General features: G+C 62.5%; 17 protein-coding genes and 1 tRNA gene. 10 read left to right on the top strand and 8 right to left on the bottom strand.

Annotated features, from left to right (window positions below):
* Positions 1-16: 16 nt before the first annotated feature.
* From DFK10_RS13500 to DFK10_RS13490, 3 genes are all read right to left on the bottom strand, one after another.
* Positions 17-1,117, bottom strand: a complete 1,101-nt coding sequence (locus DFK10_RS13500) for an ABC transporter ATP-binding protein (protein WP_109389560.1) — start codon at positions 1,115-1,117, stop codon at positions 17-19.
* Between the two features lie 280 nt (positions 1,118-1,397).
* Positions 1,398-2,153, bottom strand: coding sequence for a DUF2182 domain-containing protein (locus tag DFK10_RS13495; RefSeq protein ID WP_235866848.1), 756 nt, complete (start codon positions 2,151-2,153; stop codon positions 1,398-1,400).
* 119 nt (positions 2,154-2,272) lie between these two features.
* Positions 2,273-2,359: transfer RNA gene (locus tag DFK10_RS13490), tRNA-Leu, on the bottom strand.
* A gap of 160 nt (positions 2,360-2,519) precedes the next feature.
* Here DFK10_RS13490 and lipB point away from each other — a divergent pair.
* The 4 genes from lipB (at position 2,520) to DFK10_RS13470 (ending at position 7,865) form a co-directional block, all read left to right on the top strand.
* Entirely contained in the window at positions 2,520-3,170 is a 651-nt protein-coding gene (gene lipB, locus DFK10_RS13485) for a lipoyl(octanoyl) transferase LipB (RefSeq protein ID WP_109389559.1), read from the top strand.
* Between the two features lie 173 nt (positions 3,171-3,343).
* Positions 3,344-5,245 carry a PhoX family protein gene (locus tag DFK10_RS13480; RefSeq protein ID WP_109389558.1) on the top strand — a complete coding sequence of 634 codons (1,902 nt, stop codon included), beginning with the start codon at positions 3,344-3,346 and terminating at the stop codon, positions 5,243-5,245.
* A gap of 321 nt (positions 5,246-5,566) precedes the next feature.
* Complete coding sequence (gene ctaD / locus DFK10_RS13475; protein WP_109389557.1) at positions 5,567-7,240, top strand: cytochrome c oxidase subunit I; 1,674 nt, start codon at positions 5,567-5,569, stop codon at positions 7,238-7,240.
* 112 nt (positions 7,241-7,352) lie between these two features.
* Positions 7,353-7,865 carry a DUF2244 domain-containing protein gene (locus tag DFK10_RS13470; protein WP_109389556.1) on the top strand — a complete coding sequence of 171 codons (513 nt, stop codon included), beginning with the start codon at positions 7,353-7,355 and terminating at the stop codon, positions 7,863-7,865.
* On the opposite strand, the gene DFK10_RS13465 is transcribed toward DFK10_RS13470, so the two are convergent.
* Positions 7,862-8,320: a GatB/YqeY domain-containing protein gene (locus DFK10_RS13465; protein ID WP_109389555.1), complete on the bottom strand. Its 459-nt coding sequence runs from the start codon at positions 8,318-8,320 to the stop codon at positions 7,862-7,864. The genes DFK10_RS13470 and DFK10_RS13465 overlap by 4 nt on opposite strands.
* A 164-nt stretch (positions 8,321-8,484) precedes the next feature.
* Here DFK10_RS13465 and carA point away from each other — a divergent pair, with 164 nt between their 5' ends.
* Positions 8,485-9,645: a glutamine-hydrolyzing carbamoyl-phosphate synthase small subunit gene (carA, locus tag DFK10_RS13460; protein WP_109389554.1), complete on the top strand. Its 1,161-nt coding sequence runs from the start codon at positions 8,485-8,487 to the stop codon at positions 9,643-9,645.
* Between the two features lie 235 nt (positions 9,646-9,880).
* Positions 9,881-11,692 carry a glycosyltransferase gene (locus DFK10_RS13455; RefSeq protein WP_235866847.1) on the top strand — a complete coding sequence of 604 codons (1,812 nt, stop codon included), beginning with the start codon at positions 9,881-9,883 and terminating at the stop codon, positions 11,690-11,692.
* Here DFK10_RS13455 and DFK10_RS13450 read toward each other — a convergent pair.
* Positions 11,631-12,284 (bottom strand): GntR family transcriptional regulator, encoded by a 654-nt coding sequence (locus tag DFK10_RS13450; RefSeq protein WP_109389552.1) that lies wholly within the window; start codon positions 12,282-12,284, stop codon positions 11,631-11,633. The two genes, DFK10_RS13455 and DFK10_RS13450, sit on opposite strands and share 62 nt — an antisense overlap.
* A gap of 101 nt (positions 12,285-12,385) precedes the next feature.
* On the opposite strand from DFK10_RS13450, the gene DFK10_RS13445 reads away from it, so the two are divergent.
* The 3 genes from DFK10_RS13445 to DFK10_RS13435 all read left to right on the top strand — a co-directional run bounded on the left by DFK10_RS13445 (position 12,386) and on the right by DFK10_RS13435 (position 15,558).
* A complete protein-coding gene (locus DFK10_RS13445; protein ID WP_109389551.1) occupies positions 12,386-13,030 on the top strand; it encodes a pyrimidine 5'-nucleotidase in 645 nt (214 codons plus the stop codon).
* Between the two features lie 42 nt (positions 13,031-13,072).
* Positions 13,073-14,269 carry a UbiH/UbiF family hydroxylase gene (locus DFK10_RS13440; RefSeq protein WP_109389550.1) on the top strand — a complete coding sequence of 399 codons (1,197 nt, stop codon included), beginning with the start codon at positions 13,073-13,075 and terminating at the stop codon, positions 14,267-14,269.
* 68 nt (positions 14,270-14,337) lie between these two features.
* The gene (locus tag DFK10_RS13435; protein ID WP_109389549.1) at positions 14,338-15,558 is read left to right on the top strand and encodes a hypothetical protein; all 1,221 of its coding nucleotides are present in this window, start codon (positions 14,338-14,340) and stop codon (positions 15,556-15,558) included.
* Positions 15,559-15,564: 6 nt separating this feature from the next.
* On the opposite strand, the gene DFK10_RS13430 is transcribed toward DFK10_RS13435, so the two are convergent.
* A complete protein-coding gene (locus DFK10_RS13430) occupies positions 15,565-16,443 on the bottom strand; it encodes an NAD-dependent epimerase/dehydratase family protein (RefSeq protein ID WP_109389548.1) in 879 nt (292 codons plus the stop codon).
* 136 nt (positions 16,444-16,579) lie between these two features.
* Here DFK10_RS13430 and parE point away from each other — a divergent pair, with 136 nt between their 5' ends.
* A complete protein-coding gene (gene parE, locus DFK10_RS13425; protein WP_109389547.1) occupies positions 16,580-18,538 on the top strand; it encodes a DNA topoisomerase IV subunit B in 1,959 nt (652 codons plus the stop codon).
* A 14-nt stretch (positions 18,539-18,552) separates the two neighbouring features.
* On the opposite strand, the gene DFK10_RS16315 is transcribed toward parE, so the two are convergent.
* Entirely contained in the window at positions 18,553-19,044 is a 492-nt protein-coding gene (locus tag DFK10_RS16315; RefSeq protein WP_146193273.1) for a hypothetical protein, read from the bottom strand.
* A 141-nt stretch (positions 19,045-19,185) separates the two neighbouring features.
* Positions 19,186-20,157, bottom strand: a complete 972-nt coding sequence (locus DFK10_RS13420) for an IS481 family transposase (protein WP_109389546.1) — start codon at positions 20,155-20,157, stop codon at positions 19,186-19,188.
* Positions 20,158-20,376 lie beyond the last annotated feature (219 nt).

Raw genomic sequence — 20,376 nt, 5'->3', positions numbered from 1 at the left:
ACATGCGCCAGACGCATCAGGCGTCAAGCGCACGACAATCTTCAGCCAGCCAGCCGATCTTGATCTTCTCGCCGGGCTGGAGGCGTTGCTGGTCAGGGGCGTTGCGGGTCTTGATGATGAACTCATCATTACCGGCAACACGCAGCCGCGTGCGGAAAATGTCACCCATGTAGATGAATTCCAGCACCTCCGCATCCAGGGTATGCGCCCCTTCCTGAAGGCGGTCCTGATTGTATTCCACCCGTTCGGGGCGAATCGAAACCTGGGTTCGGTCGCCGACCTTGTCGACATTGACCGGCTTGGCGTCGATGATCTCGCCATCGTCGAGTTCAACGATGCAGGTCTCGCCCTTGAGCTCCTTGACCGTGCCCTCCAGCGTATTGTTCTCGCCGATGAACTGGGCAACGAAGCTGTTTTCGGGGCTTTCGTAAAGCTGGTCCGGCGGGGCCAACTGCTGAATGCGGCCATCGTCGAACACGGCCACGCGGTCCGACATGGTCAGGGCCTCGGTCTGGTCGTGGGTCACGTAGACCGTGGTGATCCCGAGGTTATGCGCCAGGTGCGTGATCTCGAACTGCATCTTTTCGCGCAGCTGCTTGTCCAGCGCGCCCAATGGCTCGTCCATCAGCACCAGCTCGGGCTCGAAAACCAGAGCGCGGGCCAGCGCGACCCGTTGCTGCTGGCCACCCGAAAGCTGCGCCGGGCGGCGGCCACCGAAATTCCCCATCTCGACCATATCGAGGGCGCGCTTGATCTTTTCCTCGCGCTCGGACTTGCCCATGCCCCTCACTTCCAGCGGGAAGGACAGGTTTTCCGCGATCGTCATGTGCGGGAACAGCGCATAGTTCTGGAACACCATGCCGATCCCGCGCTTGTGCGGCGGAATGTCATTGATCGACATGCCTCCCAGCCGGATATCGCCATGTGTCGCGGTCTCGAAGCCCGCCAGCATCATGAGGCAAGTGGTCTTGCCCGATCCCGACGGCCCAAGCATCGTCAGGAATTCGCCGCGTGGCATTGAGAGGTTGAGGTCCTTCACGACGAGCGTTTCGCCATCGTAACTTTTCTGCACACGTTCAAATTCAACGAACGCGTCGTTGGATGCTCCATCGGCCAAGCCGTGTCTCCCTGTTTCTTGACAGCTTGTCGCTGCCCTTACGTTGAGTGACTAAACCAAGCCGGGGCATGGATTGCAACGAATTAGATGAACAGGCCACGAAACCGCGACGATTCACGCGTTTTCGACCGATTTTGACCTGACGCGTGCACTTTTTTCCGGCGGTTTGCACCGATAACCATCCATTTTCCTGCAAGACATGACTGCGCAAGAATCGTTCGGAAGGTCATTTCCGCGACGCTTTCGCCCCTGTGCCACCTTCCGCAGTTCCCTCCCTCGTCTATTGAAAGACGACGATTCCGACGCCGGCCGCGACCAATCCGACCCCCAGTGGCAGAGTAAGAAACGCGCCGATGCGTGGTAGTTTCTCCAGGGTCATCAGAACCATTGCCAGCCCCATGAAACCCAGGTTCATCGTCCCGCCCACGAAGCCGAGCAGCATCAGCGCCCAGCAACACCCGACGCAATCCAGCCCCATTCGCAGCCCATTGCGCCATGGCCCCTCTGACCAGTGCTGCATGAAGAACGGCAGGGGCGCGCGGCAGCGGCTCAGGCACGCGGCCTTCAGAGCGGAAAACTGGTACAGTCCCGCCCCGACCAGAAGGCCGGCGCTCAACCAGACTGAAAGACTCACGCCCAAACCACTGACCATACCCGCGCGGTAAAGACCCACCTGCAACAGGGCCGCGGCGAGCGAGAAACCGGCCCAGGCGGTCAGGAACCCCCCGACCAGCCGCCAGAAGCCGCGCATGTCGCTGTCGGGCAAGTCGTCATAGGTGGCGAATGCCGGCAAGGCCGTGGGCAGCATCATGGCCGCACTCATCAAGGCCCACATCAAGATCACTGGCCAAAGTCCCGAGGCCCCCATGGCCCCACCGCAAAGCAATTCGACCAGGGAAACGCCATAGGTGCCTTCCAAGCCCCGCAAGGCCGGCGGGATCGCCATGGTGAACAGCACCGCCCAGCAAGAAAGCAGCAGGCCGAAAAAGCCGAGCCAATGCCAGGTTCCAAGGGAGCGGATGCGCGAAGCGAGCACGAGCGGAAACCTCCTGCCGGGACGGGATCAGCGGCAAGGATGCCTCAGCCCCCCGGGCAAGACAAACACAATCGGCCCGCGGCACAGCTGCGCGTAGGTTTCATCAATGGAGAGGAGAATGGTGCGGTCGAGAAGACTCGAACTTCCACGGGTGTTACCCCACAGCGACCTCAACGCTGCGCGTCTACCAATTCCGCCACGACCGCACTGTCTGAGGCTTGGTGAGCGGGTCTTTAGACAAAGCCGGTCTGCACCTCAAGCACAAAATCCGGCCTGCAATCGCGAATTGCGACCCTACGGGAAATGGGGCAAAAGACCGTGGGCCGGCAATGACGGGGCCACGGGGCACCGAAGCGGGGCACGAGAATGGTGGAATGGATCACGACACCCGGTTTGACCGGCTATGACGAGGCCGTGCGCTTCATGGAGGAGCGCGCCTCGGCCATTGCCAACGGGACAGCAGACGAATGTATCTGGCTGGTCGAACATCCGCCGCTCTACACCGCCGGAACCAGCGCCAAGCCGGCCGACCTCGTCGATCCCGACCGCTTTCCGGTCCACGAGACCAAGCGCGGGGGGCAATACACTTATCACGGTCCCGGTCAGCGCGTGGCCTATGTCATGTTGAATGTCGGGAACCGGGGCCGCGACGTGCGCTGCTTCGTGCGTGACCTTGAAAACTGGGTCATCGCGACCCTGGCCGAGTTCAACATCAAGGGCGAGATTCGGCCCGGCCGTGTCGGCGTCTGGGTCGAGCGCCCCGAAAAACCTCCCCTGGCCGATGGCAGCCCCCGTGAGGACAAGATCGCCGCTATCGGCATCCGCCTGCGCAAATGGGTCAGCTTTCATGGGATCAGCATCAATGTCGAACCCGACCTGGACCATTTCACAGGCATCGTGCCCTGCGGCATTTCAGATCACGGCGTCACGTCCCTGGTGGATCTTGGCCTGCCGGTGACGATGGATGATCTCGACGTGGCATTGCGGCGCAGTTTCGATGCGGTGATGGGCGATTGATCGCGCCCCCCGCCCCGGCACGGCGACGGAAGACCCCGTCCCGATCCGGGCGTTCGTCCATAGCCACACCGGGCGTTGTATTTTTCTTGTTACCGCTTTGTCGCCTTTCTGAAACGCGCGCTGCTTAGCGTCCGCATTGGAACGATTCCAACCGCTGCTTTCAGGAGAGACCGATGAAAGATATCGACACCGTCAACATGTCCGCTGACGACTGGGACGAACAGAATTTCCCGCGCCCCGATGCCAACGAGTTCGACGAGGTCGTCGAACGCGCCATCTCGCGCCGTGGCTTCCTGGGGGGCGTGCTGGCCTTTGGCTCGGGTGCCGCCGTCATGGGCACCGGCCTGCTGGGCACCACCTCGGCTCAGGCCCAAGCCGCCGCCAACCGCTTTCCCTTTACCCCGATCGACATCCAGACCGATTTCGACGTCCATGTCCCCGAAGGCTATAATTGGAAGGTTCTGGCCCGCTGGGGCGACGCGCTGATGCCCGAGGCCGAAGGTTACGACATCACAGAGGGCGGCCCGGTCGCCGGGTCCGACATGGTGTTCGGCGAAAACACCGACGGCATGGAAACCTTCACCTTCCGGGGCCACCAACTGATTGCGATCAACCATGAATACACGAACCGTGGCACCAACCTCCCCGCAGGCCAGGACGGAACGCCCGCAAACGCAGACGACGTGCGCAAGTTGCAAAACCTGCAAGGCGTCACGGTCATGGAAGTTCGCGAATCCGACAACGGATGGTCCATCGTCACCGACAGCCCCTTCAACCGCCGCATCCACCACAACACGCCGATGAAGATCGTCGGCCCCGCCGCCGGTCACGACCTGCTCAAGACCGAGGCCGACCCAACCGGCACCGAAAGCCTTGGCACGTTCAACAATTGCGGTTCGGGCAAAACGCCGTGGGGCACCTACCTGACCTGTGAAGAGAACTTCAACGGCTATTTCGGGTCCACCGAAGAGGCGCAGGACCAGAAACCCAACGCGCTGGTCGACGGATATGCACGCTACGGGATCGGCGCCGATGGCTGGGGTTACGATTACCACAAGTGGGATGCCCGCTTCGACACCTCCAAGAACCCCAACGAGCCGCACCGCGCCGGCTGGGTGGTCGAGATCGACCCGACCGACCCGACCAGCACCCCGGTCAAGCACACCGGCCTGGGCCGCTTCAAGCACGAGAATGCCGAGGTCGTTCTGGCCCCCGACGGGCGCGTGGTCGTCTACATGGGCGACGACGAGCGCGGTGAATTCCTCTACCGGTTCGTGTCCAACGGCACCTACCAGCCCGGTGGCTCGACCGAGGGTCTGCTGGATGACGGCACGCTCTACGTGGCCAAGTTCAACGACGACCAGACCGGCGAGTGGCTGGCCCTGACCCCGGAAACCACAGGCATGGGCGCGGCCGATATCCTGATCTTCGCCCGCATGGCCGGCTCTGCCGTCGGCGCGACCACGATGGACCGCCCCGAATGGATCTCGGCCAACCCGCATGCGGTCGAGGCCTATTGCTGCCTGACCAACAACCGCAACCGTGGCGTCAAGCCAAATGCCGGCGGCGACGACACCCCCGTCAACGGCCCCAACCCGCGCGAGACCAACCATTACGGCCAGATCGTGCGCTGGAAGCCCCATAACGATGACCACGCAGCCGATACTTTCGACTGGGATCTCTACGTGATGGCAGGCAACCCGACCGTATATGACAACATCTATGGCGGGTCCTCGAACATCACGCCGGGCAACATGTTCAACTCGCCCGACGGGATGGCCTTTGACAGCAATGGCCTTGTCTGGATCCAGACCGACGGGGACGACGACAACGAAGGCGACTTCGAGGGCATGGGCAACAACCAGATGCTGGTCGGGGACCCTGTGACCGGCGAGATCGCCCGCTTCCTGACGGGCCCGAACGGATCCGAGGTCACCGGCCTGGCCTGGTCTGCCGACCGCCGTTCGATGTTCGTCGGTATCCAGCATCCGGGCGGTTCCTGGCCTGATGGCGAAGGGCTGCCGCGCTCCTCGGTGATCGTGGTCAAGCGCGACGATAACGGCGTTGTGGGCTGAGCGGGCTGACCTGCCATAAAACAAAGCGCGCAACGGGCCACCCTGACCGGGTGGCCCGTTTGCCATTGCGCGGGCAGCCGGGGGCCGCCCACCCCACTTGCCGGGCAACGGCAATCCTGTTCCCCGTGATTTGATCTGCGTCAACGCACGGCGCGCCACGATTCGTCATAGAGCCTTCAAAATCGCGAAACTGCGCCATTTTTACCCATGCAATCTGTTGCATGGGTTGTTGCCTCGTTCCCGTGACCGCTCTAGAACCAACTTCGGAAGGGGGAGTCCGTCGTGACTCGTCCGCAAGGAGCTTACGCAGAGGAGAGCCACATGGCAGACGCCGCCATTCACGGCCACGAGCACGAGGACAACCGGGGGTTCTTCACCCGCTGGTTCATGTCCACGAACCACAAGGATATCGGCATTCTTTACCTTTGGGTGTCCGGTATCGTCGGGTTCATCTCGGTGGCCTTCACCGTTTACATGCGCCTGGAGCTGATGGAGCCCGGCGTGCAATACATGTGTCTTGAAGGTGCGCGTTTCACCGCCGCCGCGGCCGGGGAATGCACGCCCAACGGGCACCTGTGGAACGTGATGATCACCTATCACGGCGTTCTGATGATGTTCTTCGTCGTGATTCCGGCACTCTTCGGCGGCTTCGGCAACTACCTGATGCCGCTGCAGATCGGTGCGCCGGACATGGCGTTCCCCCGTATGAACAACCTGTCCTTCTGGACGTTCGTGGCCGGTGTGTCGCTTGGCGTCGCCTCGCTCCTGGCCCCTGGTGGCAACGGTCAGCTCGGCTCGGGCGTGGGCTGGGTTCTCTACCCGCCGCTGTCGACGAACGAGGCTGGCATCTCGATGGACCTTGCCATCTTCGCCGTTCACGTTTCGGGCGCCAGCTCGATCCTTGGCGCGATCAACATGATCACCACCTTCCTGAACATGCGCGCCCCGGGCATGACCCTGCACAAGGTGCCGCTGTTCTCGTGGTCGATCTTCGTGACCGCGTGGCTGATCCTGCTGGCCTTGCCGGTCCTGGCCGGCGCGATCACCATGCTGCTGATGGACCGCAATTTCGGCACGACCTTCTTCGATCCGGCCGGTGGCGGTGACCCTGTGCTCTACCAGCACATCCTGTGGTTCTTCGGTCACCCCGAAGTCTACATCATCATCATCCCCGCCTTCGGCATCATCAGCCACGTGATCGCCACGTTCAGCCGCAAGCCGATCTTCGGCTACCTGCCCATGGTCTACGCCATGGTCGCCATCGGCGTGCTGGGCTTCGTCGTCTGGGCGCACCACATGTACACCGTCGGCATGTCGCTGACCCAGCAGAGCTACTTCATGCTGGCGACGATGGTGATCGCGGTGCCCACCGGCGTGAAGATCTTCAGCTGGATCGCGACCATGTGGGGCGGCTCGATCGAGTTCAAGACGCCCATGGTCTGGGCCTTCGGCTTCCTCTTCCTGTTCACGGTCGGTGGCGTCACCGGTATCGTGCTCAGCCAGGCCGGCGTGGACCGGGCCTATCACGATACCTACTATGTCGTGGCCCACTTCCACTACGTGATGAGCCTTGGCGCCGTCTTCGGCATCTTCGCAGGGATCTATTTCTACATGCCCAAGTTCACGGGCAAGAAATTCCCCGAATGGGTCGGACAGCTGCATTTCTGGGCCATGTTCATCGGTGCGAACCTGACCTTCTTCCCGCAGCACTTCCTGGGCCGCCAGGGCATGCCGCGCCGCTACATTGACTACCCGGAGGCCTTCGCCACCTGGAACTATGTCAGCTCGATCGGTGCCTTCATCGCCTTCGCGTCCTTCCTGTTCTTCATCGTGATGCTGTTCAAACTGCTGCTGAGCCCGAAGAACGCCACGGAAAACAACCCGTGGAACGAATGGGCCGACACGCTGGAATGGACCCTGCCCTCGCCGCCGCCGGAGCACACCTTCGAGACGCTCCCCAAGCAGGAGGAATGGGACAAAGGCCACGCCCACTAGGGGGCCACACCTGAACCGCTTCAAGGGCCCCGGAATTCCGGGGCCCTTTTCCTTTGCCATCCCCGGATTAGCTACCGCTTGGTCAGCCACCAGAATTCTGGAATTTTTGGGCATGCCCTACGAATGGACCACCCCCGACGGGCCCGACGGGCCCAAGGCCGAGTTGCATCTCTGGCCTTACCGGTCACTGCTGCGGCGGGACTTCGTCATCTTCATCTCGCTGACCGCCGCGCTGGTGCTGGTGCCGCTTATGGCGGTGATCGGTTCCCCCGTGCTTTGGGGGATTCTGCCGTTCATCCTCTTGATGCTTGCAGGTATCTGGTGGGGGCTGTCCCGATCCTACAAGGATGGTGAGATCGTCGAAGAGCTGCGCCTCTGGCCCGACCGCATCGAACTGGACCGTCACGATCGCAAGAGCGGGCACCGGACCTGGGCCGCAAACCCCTATTGGGTGCAGGTCAAGATGCGCCAGGACGGGCCGGTGCCGAATTACGTGACGCTCAAGGGCGAGGGGCGCGAAGTGGAAATCGGCGCCTTCCTCTCGGAAGAGGAACGCGCCGCGCTTTATGACGAATTATTGGGGCGATTGGCCCGATTGGCCGCAACGCCGGGCGAGGCGCCCTAGCCAAGCTTATCCTTCACCATGGGACCAACTTTGCCGAAATCCATCTGGCCGGTGTATTTCGACTTGAGCGCCCCCATGACTTTGCCCATGTCCCGCAGGCTTTCAGCCCCCACATCGGCAATGGCCTTCTCGACCACCTTGGCGATGGCGTCATCATCCAGCTGTTGAGGCAGGAACTCCTCGATGATCTTGACCTCGGAAAGCTCCTTTTCGGCCAGTTCCAGCCGGCCCCCTTCCTCGTAGGCCCGCGCGCTTTCATGGCGCTGCTTGACCATCTTGCCGAGAATGCCGAGCACCTCGTCATCGCTGGCTCCCGCCTCTTCCCCATCGCCGCGCTTGGCGATGTCGCGATCCTTGATCGCGGCGTTGATCAGGCGCAGCGTCGCAAGACGCTCGCTGTCCTTGGCCTTCATCGCGTCCTTCAGGGCGCTGTTGATGCGGGCGCGCATATCCATCCTGTCATCCCAATCCGTGCCGTGAGCGTGAACACAAGCACCGACACTATCGCATTTTGCCCCCGGCTCACAAGCACCCTTGTCAGGGCGACCTGCGCGGCCTTGACCCGCCCCCGCCCCGCCCGTAAACCACGGCCAATTTGCCACTAGGGGAGTCGCGCATCATGGCACATTCGGAAACCGCCAAACCGACTGCCTGCCTCGTTCTCGCCGACGGATCGGTCTTCTACGGCAAGGGGTTCGGGGCAACCGGCCAGACTGTCGCCGAGCTGTGCTTCAATACCGCCATGACCGGCTACCAGGAGATCATGACCGACCCGTCCTATGCCGGTCAGGTCGTGACCTTCACCTTTCCCCATGTGGGCAATGTCGGGGTCAATCCCGAGGATGACGAAACCGCCGACCCGGTGGCCGCAGGGATGGTCGTCAAATGGGATCCGACCGAACCGTCGAACTGGCGCGCCACCGAGCGGTTGGAAGAATGGCTCGAAAAGCGGGGGCGTATCGGTGTCGGCGGGGTCGACACCCGACGCCTGACCCGCGCGATCCGCCAGCAGGGCGCGCCGCATGTGGCACTCGCCCATGATCCCGAGGGCAATTTCGACCTTGACGCCCTGATAGCGGCCGCACGCGGCTTTTCCGGCCTCGAGGGGCTGGACCTTGCCAAAGAGGTCACCTGCGCCCAGTCCTATCGCTGGGACGAGATGCGGTGGGCCTGGCCCGAAGGGTATGTCCGCCAGACAGCCGCGCGGCATAAGGTCGTTGCCATCGACTACGGCGCCAAGCGCAACATTCTGCGCTGCCTGGCCAGCGCCGGATGCGATGTGACCGTCCTGCCCGCGACGGCCACCGCCGCGGACGTGCTGGCACTGAACCCGGACGGTGTGTTCCTGTCCAACGGCCCCGGCGATCCCGCGGCGACGGGCGAATATGCGGTGCCGATGATCCGCGACGTTCTGGACAAGACGGATTTGCCGGTTTTCGGTATCTGCCTCGGTCACCAGATGCTGGCCCTCGCCCTTGGTGCAAAGACGGTCAAGATGAACCACGGTCATCACGGCGCCAACCACCCGGTGAAGGACCTGGACACCGGCAAGGTCGAGATCACTTCGATGAATCACGGGTTTACCGTGGATAGCCAAACCCTCCCCGAGGGCGTCAAGGAAACCCATGTGTCGCTGTTCGATGGGTCCAATTGCGGCATCGCAATGGACAGCCGCCCGGTCTATTCCGTGCAATACCACCCCGAGGCCAGCCCCGGCCCGATGGACAGTTACTACCTTTTCGAACGGTTCGCCAAAGCCATGGACGACCGGGCTGCCTGACCCGGGACCAAATGGCCCACAAGTCGATGCCGCGGCGCGCAGGTGCGCGGATGGTCGGATTGTTTCGGGCACAACCTCCGGCTTATTAACGCACCATTAACCTTGGTTATCCCAGAGTTATCCACGGGACAGGTAGGATAACGGGGCGATCATGACACTCACTCTCTTGCGTGTTGCTGCAGCACGTGACTCGGACGGGCTTGAACGGGCGAGAACCGTGGTCCAACCCCGGCCCGTGGCCGAAGTCTTGGGGCTGGCGGGGCTGGACCATGCACGCCGCGCCGCTGCCCTGTCGCGCCAACGAAGCAGCCGAAATGGGCTGGATACGCGCCTACAGGTCGTCGATGCCAGCAAGCTGACGCCCGACCCGCGTCTTGTGTGCCTTTTGGGCGAAAGCTGGTGCCTGGCCCAGCGCGCGCTGCCGGTCCGGCATGTCGGCGGCACGCTGGTGCTTCTTGTTGAGGCCGGGGCCGCGCTTCCGGCACTGCCGCAAACGGCCCTTGCCGATGGCCGGCTGCAGGTCGACACGACACGCTTCATCCCCTGCTCGGCCGATCAGTTGGACCACCACCTTGCCAGCGCCTGCCCCAACGCGCTTCAGGATCGGGCCGAACGACGAACGGCCCTGACGGAAAGCTGCCGCGATTGGCAAAGCACCCGCGCTCGCAACCTAGGCCTTGCCGCGATCCTCGTCCTGCTGGCCTGCCTGATGACCTGGCCCGCTGCGACCTTCGCCGCGATCCTGTGCTGGGGTGTCTTCACCCTCGTGATCACCACGGTGCTCAAGCTGATCTCGGCCGTGATCTTCCTACGCCGCCCGTCGGCTGCCAAACCGGCACGGCCGCTGCAAATGCGCAACCTGCCGACGGTCACGGTTCTCGTCCCGCTCTACAAGGAACGCGACATCGCCAGCGATCTGATCCGCCGACTGCGAAGGTTGGACTATCCGGCGGCCCTGCTGGATATCTGCCTGGTGGTCGAGGCACCGGACACGCTGACACGGCAGACCGTCGCCGCCACCGACCTGCCCGCGAACATGCGGGTGATCGAGGTGCCGCCGGGAAGCCTTCAGACCAAGCCGAGGGCCCTGAACTATGCCCTTAATTTCGCCCGCGGGAGCATCATCGGCGTCTACGATGCCGAGGACGCCCCCCACCCCGACCAGATCCGCATGGTCGTGAACCGTTTTGCCATGCGCGACGACAAGGTCGCCTGCCTGCAAGGACGTCTGGACTATTACAACAGCCGAACCAATTGGTTGGCGCGCTGTTTCACAATCGAATACGCCACCTGGTTCCGCATCGTCCTGCCGGGACTTCAACGGCTTGGTCTTGCCGTGCCCCTCGGCGGCACCACGCTGTTCTTTCGCCGCCACATCCTGGAGCGGCTGGGCGGCTGGGACGCCCACAACGTGACCGAGGATGCAGACCTCGGGATCCGGCTCGCGCGGCATGGCTACCGGACCGAGATGATCGAAACCGTGACCGAGGAAGAGGCTAACGCCCGCCCCTGGCCCTGGGTCAAGCAACGGTCGCGCTGGCTCAAGGGCTATGCGCTGACCTATGCGGTGCACATGCGCAACCCGCGCCAGCTGTGGCGAGACCTCGGCCCGCGCGCGTTCCTCGGGGTGCAATGGCTGTTCCTGGGCACGCTGAGCCAGTTCGTCCTGATGCCGTTCCTGTGGTCGCTATGGCTGATCGCCTTCGGCCTGCCGCATCCTTTGTCCGGGGTCATGACCGGATCACTTGCGCTGTGTCTCGCGGCGCTTTTCATCGGCGCGGAACTGATCGGCGTGGCGATTTCCGCCCTCGCGGTGCGCGATGCCGGCAAGCCGGACCTGATGAAATGGACCCCCACCCTGCACGTCTATTTTCCGCTCGCGGCAGTCGCCGCCTACAAGGGGCTGCTCGAATTGGCGACCCGCCCGTTCTACTGGGACAAGACCGCCCATGGCATTTTTGGGCCCACATCGGACCGGACCGGTCTCAGATATGGCCGTCCTCCGCCTCGGCATCCAGGCGCAGCCGGATCACGAAGGCCTGGCTGATATGTTCCCGCAGGGCGGCGTCGGCGGCATCTCCGTCGCCCTCTTCGATGGCGCGCACGATCCGTTCATGTTCTTCCAGCGTGTCCACCGTGCGGCCCTCGGCCGCGATCGAGGTCGACGCCAGAAGCGCCATGGACCGGTGCACGAGGTCAAGCTGCTGCACGAGATAGCGGTTATGGCTGGCCAGGTGAATCTGCTTGTGAAAGCGGCGGTTGGCGCGCGCCATGGCCTCGGGGTCGTTCTGCAACCTGCGATCTGATTCCAGCATGTCGCGGAGCACCCGCTTTTCCTCGGGCGTGGCATGGCGGGCGGCAAGGCGCGCGGCCAGGCCCTCCAGTTCGCCGCGCACCACGTAAAGCTCGCTCAGTTGCGAATGATCGAGCGAGGCCACGATCAGCGACCGCCCGTCCCGGGTCAACAGGCTTTGGGTTTCGAGCCTCTGCAGGGCCTCTCGGATGGGCGTGCGCGACACGCCGAAGCGCTCTGCCAGCTCGCTTTCCACCAAGCGGCTGCCGGGCTTGTAGACACCGGTATCTATCGCCTCGAGGATCAGTTGATAGGCGTCCTTTTGCGGCGACTTCAGTTCGACCATGCGGATTTCCCTTCACGTTTCAGGGACCGTATCCCGTTGCACCCGATTGTATCAAGTCGGACCGATTGCCGCCCCCGCGATTCCGAACTAGGGTCTCGCTCATGGTCAAAGCCGATTTTTCTCATGTCCGTGCCTGGGTCTTCGACCTGGACAACACGCTCTATCCGCCCTCGACGGGGCTGTTCGCCCAGATCGAACCGCGCATGACAGCCTATGTGGCCCGCGCGGTCGGCGTGGACCTGGACGAGGCCAACCGGCTGCGCGATCTTTACTGGCGGCAATACGGCACCACGCTGGCCGGGCTGATGGCCGAACATGATGTGGACCCCAGCCCCTATCTCGACGAGGTGCACGAGATCGATTTTTCCGTCCTCGACCCTGCACCCGAACTCGCCCGGGCCATCGCCGCCCTGCCCGGACGCAAGATCGTCTACACCAATGGCTGTGAACCTTACGCGCGCAATGTTCTAGCCGCGCGCGGCCTGACCGAGGTGTTCGATGCGGTCTATGGCGTAGAACATGCGGGCTTTCGCCCCAAGCCGGAGCAGGCGGCATTCGAGGCGGTCTTCGCGCTGGATGACCTGCCGGCGGATCAGGGGGCGATGTTCGAGGATGACACCCGCAACCTGGCCGCGCCCCACGCGATGGGCATGCGAACCGTTCACGTGGCGCCGGCGGCAGAGCATCATGACCACATCCACCATCACACCGACGACCTGGCGGCTTTCTTGTCGCAGCTGGTCTGAGATCGCTTTCCCCGGCCCGCGCGCGGGCCTATGTCTGGGGTCATGGAACAGGTCGACATTCTCATCTCCGGCGGCGGGGTGGCGGGACTGACCGCCGCGGCAGCCTTTGGCAGTACAGGGTTTTCCGTGGTGATCGCCGACCCGGCCCCTCCGATCACCGATGAGACCGCACAGGGCGCCGATTTGCGCACGACCGCCTTTCTGCAACCCTCGCGGGACCTGCTGGACCGGGCCGGGCTGTGGACACGCCTCTTGCCCCACGCCGCGCCCTTGCAGGTCATGCGTATTGTCGATGCGGGGGGCGACACGCCGGCCCCCCGCGTGACCCGCGATTTCGACGCCGCCGACATTTCCGACAGCCCTTGGGGCTGGAATTTTCCCAACTGGCTTTTGCGGCGGGAAATGGTGGCGCGGCTGGCGGAGCTTCCAAATGTCGACTTCCGGCCCGGCATCGGGTTCAAATCCATGCTGACACGCGAAGCCGAGGCGCTGGCGACGCTGTCTGATGGCAGCCGGGTGCGCGCGCGTCTGGTGATCGGCGCCGATGGCCGCAACTCACCCGTGCGCGAGGCGGCAGGGATCACCGCGAAAACCACCCGCTATGGACAAAAGGCGGTGGTCTTTGCGGTCACCCATCCGGAGCCCCATGGGAATGTCTCGACAGAGGTGCACCGTGCAGGCGGGCCGTTCACCCTCGTCCCCCTGCCCGATCATGAGGGCAAGCCCTGCTCGGCGGTGGTCTGGATGGATACCGGGCCGGAATGCCTGCGCCGCATGGCGCTGGACGAAGCCGCTTTCGCCGCCGAGGCGACGGAACGCTCTGCCGGGGTCAATGGCCCGCTGACCCTGGCCAGCCGGCGCATGGTCTGGCCGATCATCAGCCAGTTGGCGGACCGCATGCAATCAGAACGCACTGCGCTGGTGGCCGAAGCCGCCCACGTGGTGCCCCCCATCGGCGCACAAGGTCTCAACATGTCGCTGGCCGACCTGACCTTCCTTCTGGACCTTGCCGTGCAGCACCCCGAACGGCTGGGCGATGCGAAAATGCTCACCGACTATCACCGCCGCCGCCATCCCGAGGTGGTGTTGCGGGTCAAGGGCGTGGATGCGTTGAACCGCGCCTCGATGGCCGGCAACCCAATCCTGCGCGACCTGCGCGCAAAGGGTGTCGAAACGCTCTACGGCATCGCGCCCCTGCGCAAGACGCTTATGCAGATGGGCCTGGGCGCGAAGGGCTGACCCTTGCCAAAAGCGGACATGGCCACGCCGCCGCCTTGACGATAAACTGACCGTCAAGGAGGTGGCCCATGCAAAGGATCCGGCTCAAGACCCTGTTCACAACGCTCGCAATCGCGACCCTGCCGATGGCGGCGACCGCGCAATCGCTGTCCGACAGCCTTCCGACAGCCCTAGACACCCTGTCCGAGACCTTCGCCCCCGGCGATGCGCAGGGCTTCTCGGCCCTGCTGGAACAGCGCAATGACGATCAGACAGCGGCGACGATCGGACATCTGCTTTTCATGAAACGGCATTTCGACAAGGCAGCGTGGTTCTTCGGCACGGATGCGGTTGCCGATCCGGCAGACGCGGTGTCGCTGAACAATTTCGCGGCGATGCTGGTCGAAACCTACCTGGATGCGCCGGACAACTCTCCGGAGCAATGGCTTGACGCGGCTGGGCTGGCCGCCAGAGAAGCGATTGCCCTGGCCCCGGAGACCGCCGCCTTTCACAACACCCTGGCCAATGTGGCCCGCGCGCAGGGTGAGATCGAGACGATGGTCACGGCGGCGAGGCGGGCCGCCGAATTGGCCCCGCAAGAACCGCTCTACCTGTCCAATCTTGCCCGCGCGCTGGATGCCGCCGGCCAGCCGGACGCGGCCGCCACGGCCATGGCGGAAGCCCGCGCGCTTTCCGCCAATGCCCCATCGGTGCGCGCCGCACTGGCCCAAATCGGTGCCAGCAGCCCTGCCGTCGCCCAGCAAGTTGCCAGCCAGTGCAATGTCGATTTTCGCTGTCAGGAGATCTGCCCCAAATCCATTATCGGCGGCATCCAATCGGTCACCTGTGAGATGGAGAATGCATCCGCCCAGATGGATTGCGAGGCGGGCAAGCCCTACCCGACCGCCTTCGACTGCTCGGAAGATCTGCCCGACTACGGCATCCTGATCCCGGGCCTGAATTCCGGCTTCTCCCTCGCCGTGCCCGGGTTTTCGGCCCATGTGGTGGTCGATGGCGAAGGCAATGTGGATGTGCGGGTTGAAGCCGGCGCCTCGATCGGGCCGCTTGGCGGCTACCTGCGCGCCGACGGGCACTATTCGCCAAGCAATGGCGCCAGCTTCGACAATCTCGGCGGCGGAACCCGCCTGAACATTCTGCCAAACTTCGCCGGTCGCAACAGCGACTGGGCCAAGTGGTTCTCGGATTACGGCATGCCGCCCGCCCATATGGAGACCGAGATCATGGATGACGGGTCGGTGACCACGGCGGTCGAGATCAACAATCTGCCCGCCGCGATCCTCTCGCAATAGCCCCCGTCAGACCTCGTCGCGCCAGCCGTGTTTGGGTGCGAAGCCGACCAGTTTCTTCGCTTTGGCGTTTGAATAGAACGTGTCGTGGCCGCCCATTTCGGTCTTGACCGGCACCCCCTTGTAGAACTCGTCGATCACCTGCGCGCTAGGGATACCGACAGAGCTGTCATCGTTGGACACGTTGAACACCTCATAGCCCAGCCCATCGGTTTTCAGGCAGCAATCGACCATGTGGCCAAGGTCACGGGCGTCGATATAGGCAAAGATATTGCGGCGCCTGAGTGACGGGTCGGCCACGAAATCGGGGAACATCTCGGCATATTCGTGGGGCTCGATCACGTTGTTGATGCGCAACCCGTAGATGTCCGCGCCCGACCGGGCCTGAAAGGAGCGCGCCGTGGCCTCGTTGCAGACCTTGGACATGGCATAGCTGTCATGGGGCACCGTGGGGTGTTCTTCGTCGACGGGGACATAGTCCGGCTTCAGCTCACCTGCCGCGAAACAGACGCCGTAGGTTGTCTCGGAACTGGCGAAAATGATCTTCTTGATCCCCAGCTTCACCGCCGCCTCGATCACGTTGTAGGTGGACAGGGTGTTCTGCCGGAAACATTCGCCATCCGTGCCGATCAGAATGCGGGGGACGGCGGCGAAATGGACCACGGCGTCATAGGGTTGCGGCGCCTTGTCCAGCTCGTCGAAATCGGCCCATTGGGTCATCGCACCCATCACCTGTCCGCTGTCGCACAGGTCGATCAGCAACTCCTTGGTGTCAGGCAATCCGCTTGGCACACGGTCGATATTGACCACCTCGTGCCCCGCCTTTTGCAGAACCGGAATCGCGTGGCGCCCGGCTTTGCCGCTGCCACCAGTGAAGAAAACACGCATGTCGGACCCTCCTTGATTTGGCCTCCAGCCTACGCCGCTCGCAACCGGTTGCAAGGGGGCAAGACGGCCAACAACCGATTGCCCCTGACCGGGCTTTGCGCCACACTATCGGCCAACCAACAGCAGAGCAGCACCCATGGCAGACGACCTTCTCAACCCCACCGGGTCCGGTGATTACGACGCTTCCTCGATCGAGGTTCTCGAAGGGCTCGAACCCGTCCGGAAGCGCCCCGGCATGTATATCGGCGGCACCGACGAACGCGCCCTGCATCACATGGTGGCCGAGGTGCTGGACAACTCGATGGACGAGGCCGTGGCCGGCCATGCCAACCGGATCGAGGTGGAGCTGCACGACGACTTTTCCCTGACGGTCCGCGACAATGGCCGCGGCATTCCCATCGACCCGCACCCGAAATTCCCCGACAAGTCCGCGCTGGAGGTGATCCTTTGCACCCTGCACGCGGGCGGCAAGTTCTCGGGCAAGGCCTACCAGACCTCGGGCGGCTTGCACGGTGTGGGCGCCTCGGTGGTCAATGCGCTTTCGGATTCGATGGTCGTGCAGGTGGCCCGCAACAAGGAGCTCTACGAACAGCGCTTCAGTCGCGGCCTGCCCCTTGGCCCGGTCGAAAAGATCGGCCAGGCGCCGAACCGGCGCGGCACCACCGTGACCTTTCATGCCGACGAGGAGATCTTCGGCAAGCATCGGTTCAAACCCGCCCGCCTGTTCGCGTCGATCCGGTCCAAGGCCTACCTGTTCTCGGGGGTCGAGATTCGCTGGAAATCCGCCATCGACGATGGCGAAACCCCGACCGAGGCGACCTTCCATTTCCCCGGCGGGCTGGCCGATTACCTCAAGGAAACGCTTGGCGGCGCCAGCACCTATTCCGAAAAGCCGTTTTCCGGCACCGTCGATTTCCAGGAAAAATTCGGCACGCCGGGCAAGGTCGAATGGGCGATCCACTGGACACCCAGCCGCGACGGGTTCCTGCAATCCTATTGTAACACCGTGCCCACGCCAGAGGGTGGCACCCATGTGGCGGGCTTCTGGGCGGCGATCCTGAAGGGGGTCAAGGCCTATGGCGAGCTGGTCAACAACAAGAAGGCCCAGCAGATCACCCGCGACGACCTGATCACCGGGGGCTGTGCGCTGGTGTCCTGTTTCATCCGCGAACCGGAATTCGTGGGCCAGACCAAGGACAGGCTGGCCACGGTCGAGGCACAGCGTCTGGTCGAGAACGCCGTGCGCGACCATTTCGACAACTGGCTGGCCGCCGATACCAAGTCGGCCGGCGCGATCCTCGATTTCCTGGTCCTGCGGGCCGAGGAACGCCTGCGCCGCCGGCAGGAAAAGGAAACCGCCCGCAAATCCGCCACCAAGAAACTGCGCTTGCCCGGCAAGCTGGTCGATTGTTCGGCCACCAACCGCGAGGGAACGGAGCTGTTCATCGTCGAGGGCGACAGCGCGGGCGGCTCGGCCAAGATGGCGCGGGACCGCAAGACGCAGGCCCTTTTGCCCCTGCGCGGCAAGATCCTGAACGTGCTGGGCGCGGCGTCGTCAAAGCTGGGCAGCAATGCCGAGATCAACGACCTGACGCAGGCGCTGGGGGTGGGGTTGGGCACCAGGTTCAACATCGACGACCTGCGCTATGACAAGATCATCATCATGACCGACGCGGATGTGGACGGGGCGCATATCGCGGCGCTGCTGATGACCTTCTTCTTCAGCCAGATGCGGCCGCTGATCGACAACGGGCACCTCTACCTGGCCTGCCCGCCCCTGTTCCGCGTCACCCAAGGGGCCAGGCGCGTCTATTGCCTGGACGAGGCGGAAAAGAACCGCCTGCTGGAGACCGGGCTGGGCGGCAAGGGCAAGATGGACGTGAGCCGCTTCAAGGGCCTGGGCGAGATGGACGCGAAGGACCTGAAGGAAACCACGATGGACCCCGCCTCGCGCAAGCTGATCCGGGTGACCATCGACGAGGACGAACCGGGCGAAACCGGGGACCTGGTGGAACGACTGATGGGCAAGAAGCCGGAATTGCGGTTCCAGTATATCCAGGAGAACGCGCGGTTTGTTGAGGAGTTGGATGTTTAGGGGGCAGGCGAAAACTACTGTTTGCCATAGTATGCTAGGAGGTGGGGTCTAATGGTTAACCTTAGAATGGCAGTCTTAAAGCCCACATCCTTGTCCTTAAGGTGGCTGCCACGCAATTCATGCAGTTCTTTTTCACTCGCAGCTATTTTTCTTGCTTTTACTACGATTGGGTCGTCGTCCGATTGAGGTAGTAACCCCTGCATTGCACCAAAAACAGTTTCAGCGTGTTGTTTACCTATACCAAAAAGGTCAGAGGACTGAATTGCCTCTAAATTATCCAAATATTGGGAAAGTGTAAAATCATGACTAGGGTCTCTAAATGCCTCGAGAGCAGTTGAGAAATACTCCCCAGATTTTAACTCAGACCAACCACCACCTTTATGAATAAAATCCTTCATTAAGGATATTTGTGTCCCAAAAAATCCATTCACATACGGGTCGTAAAGGAACTCACGTGTAGGCAAAAAACCTTGATCAAGACTGATTAGGTCCGTCCCGATCGCCATTGAACCAAAGAGATTACGAACTGCATGTCCTGCCTCCCTGCCTTTTCGTTTGTGACTTCCAAACAAACTCTGTTGCCCTCTTGCCGAAATCTATTTCGCGATGAGAAGAACCTGGAATAGCCAGCTTTACCTTGCAATAGCTTAGGTGTCACATCCCGTGACGTAGTATGGCTGTTTTTTGAACAGCTCAGGCCTGAGTTTGTGCCAGTCTTTCATCGCCTGCAAGGGTGTCCTTGAGGCCAATGCTGCCTGCGGCAGTTGCTGATTGTAGAGCGTGACATAGCGCAGGATGGTCTGCTCAAGGTCCTCGCCGCTCTGGAAACGATGGCTTTGCAGGACATCTTCGATCCGTCCATTGAACCGCTCGACCATGCCGTTTGTCTGCGGTCGCATTGGTGGCGTGAGACGATGCTCGATGCCGAGGTCAGTGCAAAGCTGGTCGAACTCATGCTGTCCTGTGGCAGCGCGCTTGCGCAAGCCAAACAGCCGGTCGGTAAAAGCCTTTCCGTTGTCTGTCAGCACCCGGGTGATCTTCATCGGTGCCGCGCGCGCCAGATCACGCAGGAAGCGGCGCGCATTGGCAGCGGTTTGTGTTGGATAGATGCGGACAAAGACCCAGCGTGTCGCCCTGTCGATGGCGACAAAGAGATACCGCCGCCGGTCCTCATCGGCCATCTGCGGCAAGTATTTGATGTCGATATGCAGATAGCCCGGCTCATATGCCTTGAAGGAAGCGTGTGTCTGCTTGGCTTCTTTCGGCTTCAGTTCGCGCAGGTTGCCCACACCATGACGGCGCATGCAGCGATCAAGACCGGACCGCGAAACATGTGGGTTCAAGAACTCCCGCACCACGGCGAGCAAGTCATCCAGCGGCAAAAGCAGAGTCTTGCGCAGTGTGACAGCGACAGCCTCTTGCGCAGGGCTCAAGGTCGTCTGAAGCCTATGCGGCGTGTGGCTCAGGTCGTGGACGCTGTCGCGCTTGCGCCACTTCCAGACGGTCTGCTCCGATATCCCGTAGCGTTCCGCTACCATCCAAGCGGGGTCTGTGCTCGCCTGGATCGCAGCCCTAATCTTCGGCGTCGTTGTTGCCTGCTTATGAAGAGAAATCAGCATGTCGCATCCCCATCCCGAACCTCGCGCAAAATCGATCGTGCCATGAAAAGCGCAGATCGGCGAGGGTCTATGTGATCATCCGGGATGGAACACTTAGGGTCAGGACCCATTGATTTCCGCATTTCGGCGTGATTCACGGTTCGAAAAACGAGCGGTGACCATGTCTGATCTTTTCTGGCTGACGGAGGCGCAGATGGCGCGTCTTGAGCCCTTCTTCCC

Origin of the sequence: Salibaculum griseiflavum (assembly GCF_003129565.1) — a bacterium.
In the GTDB taxonomy this organism is placed as follows: domain Bacteria; phylum Pseudomonadota; class Alphaproteobacteria; order Rhodobacterales; family Rhodobacteraceae; genus Salibaculum; species Salibaculum griseiflavum.
Note: the sequence above shows the minus strand (reverse complement) of the source record. Positions and strands in the feature narration are given on the sequence as shown.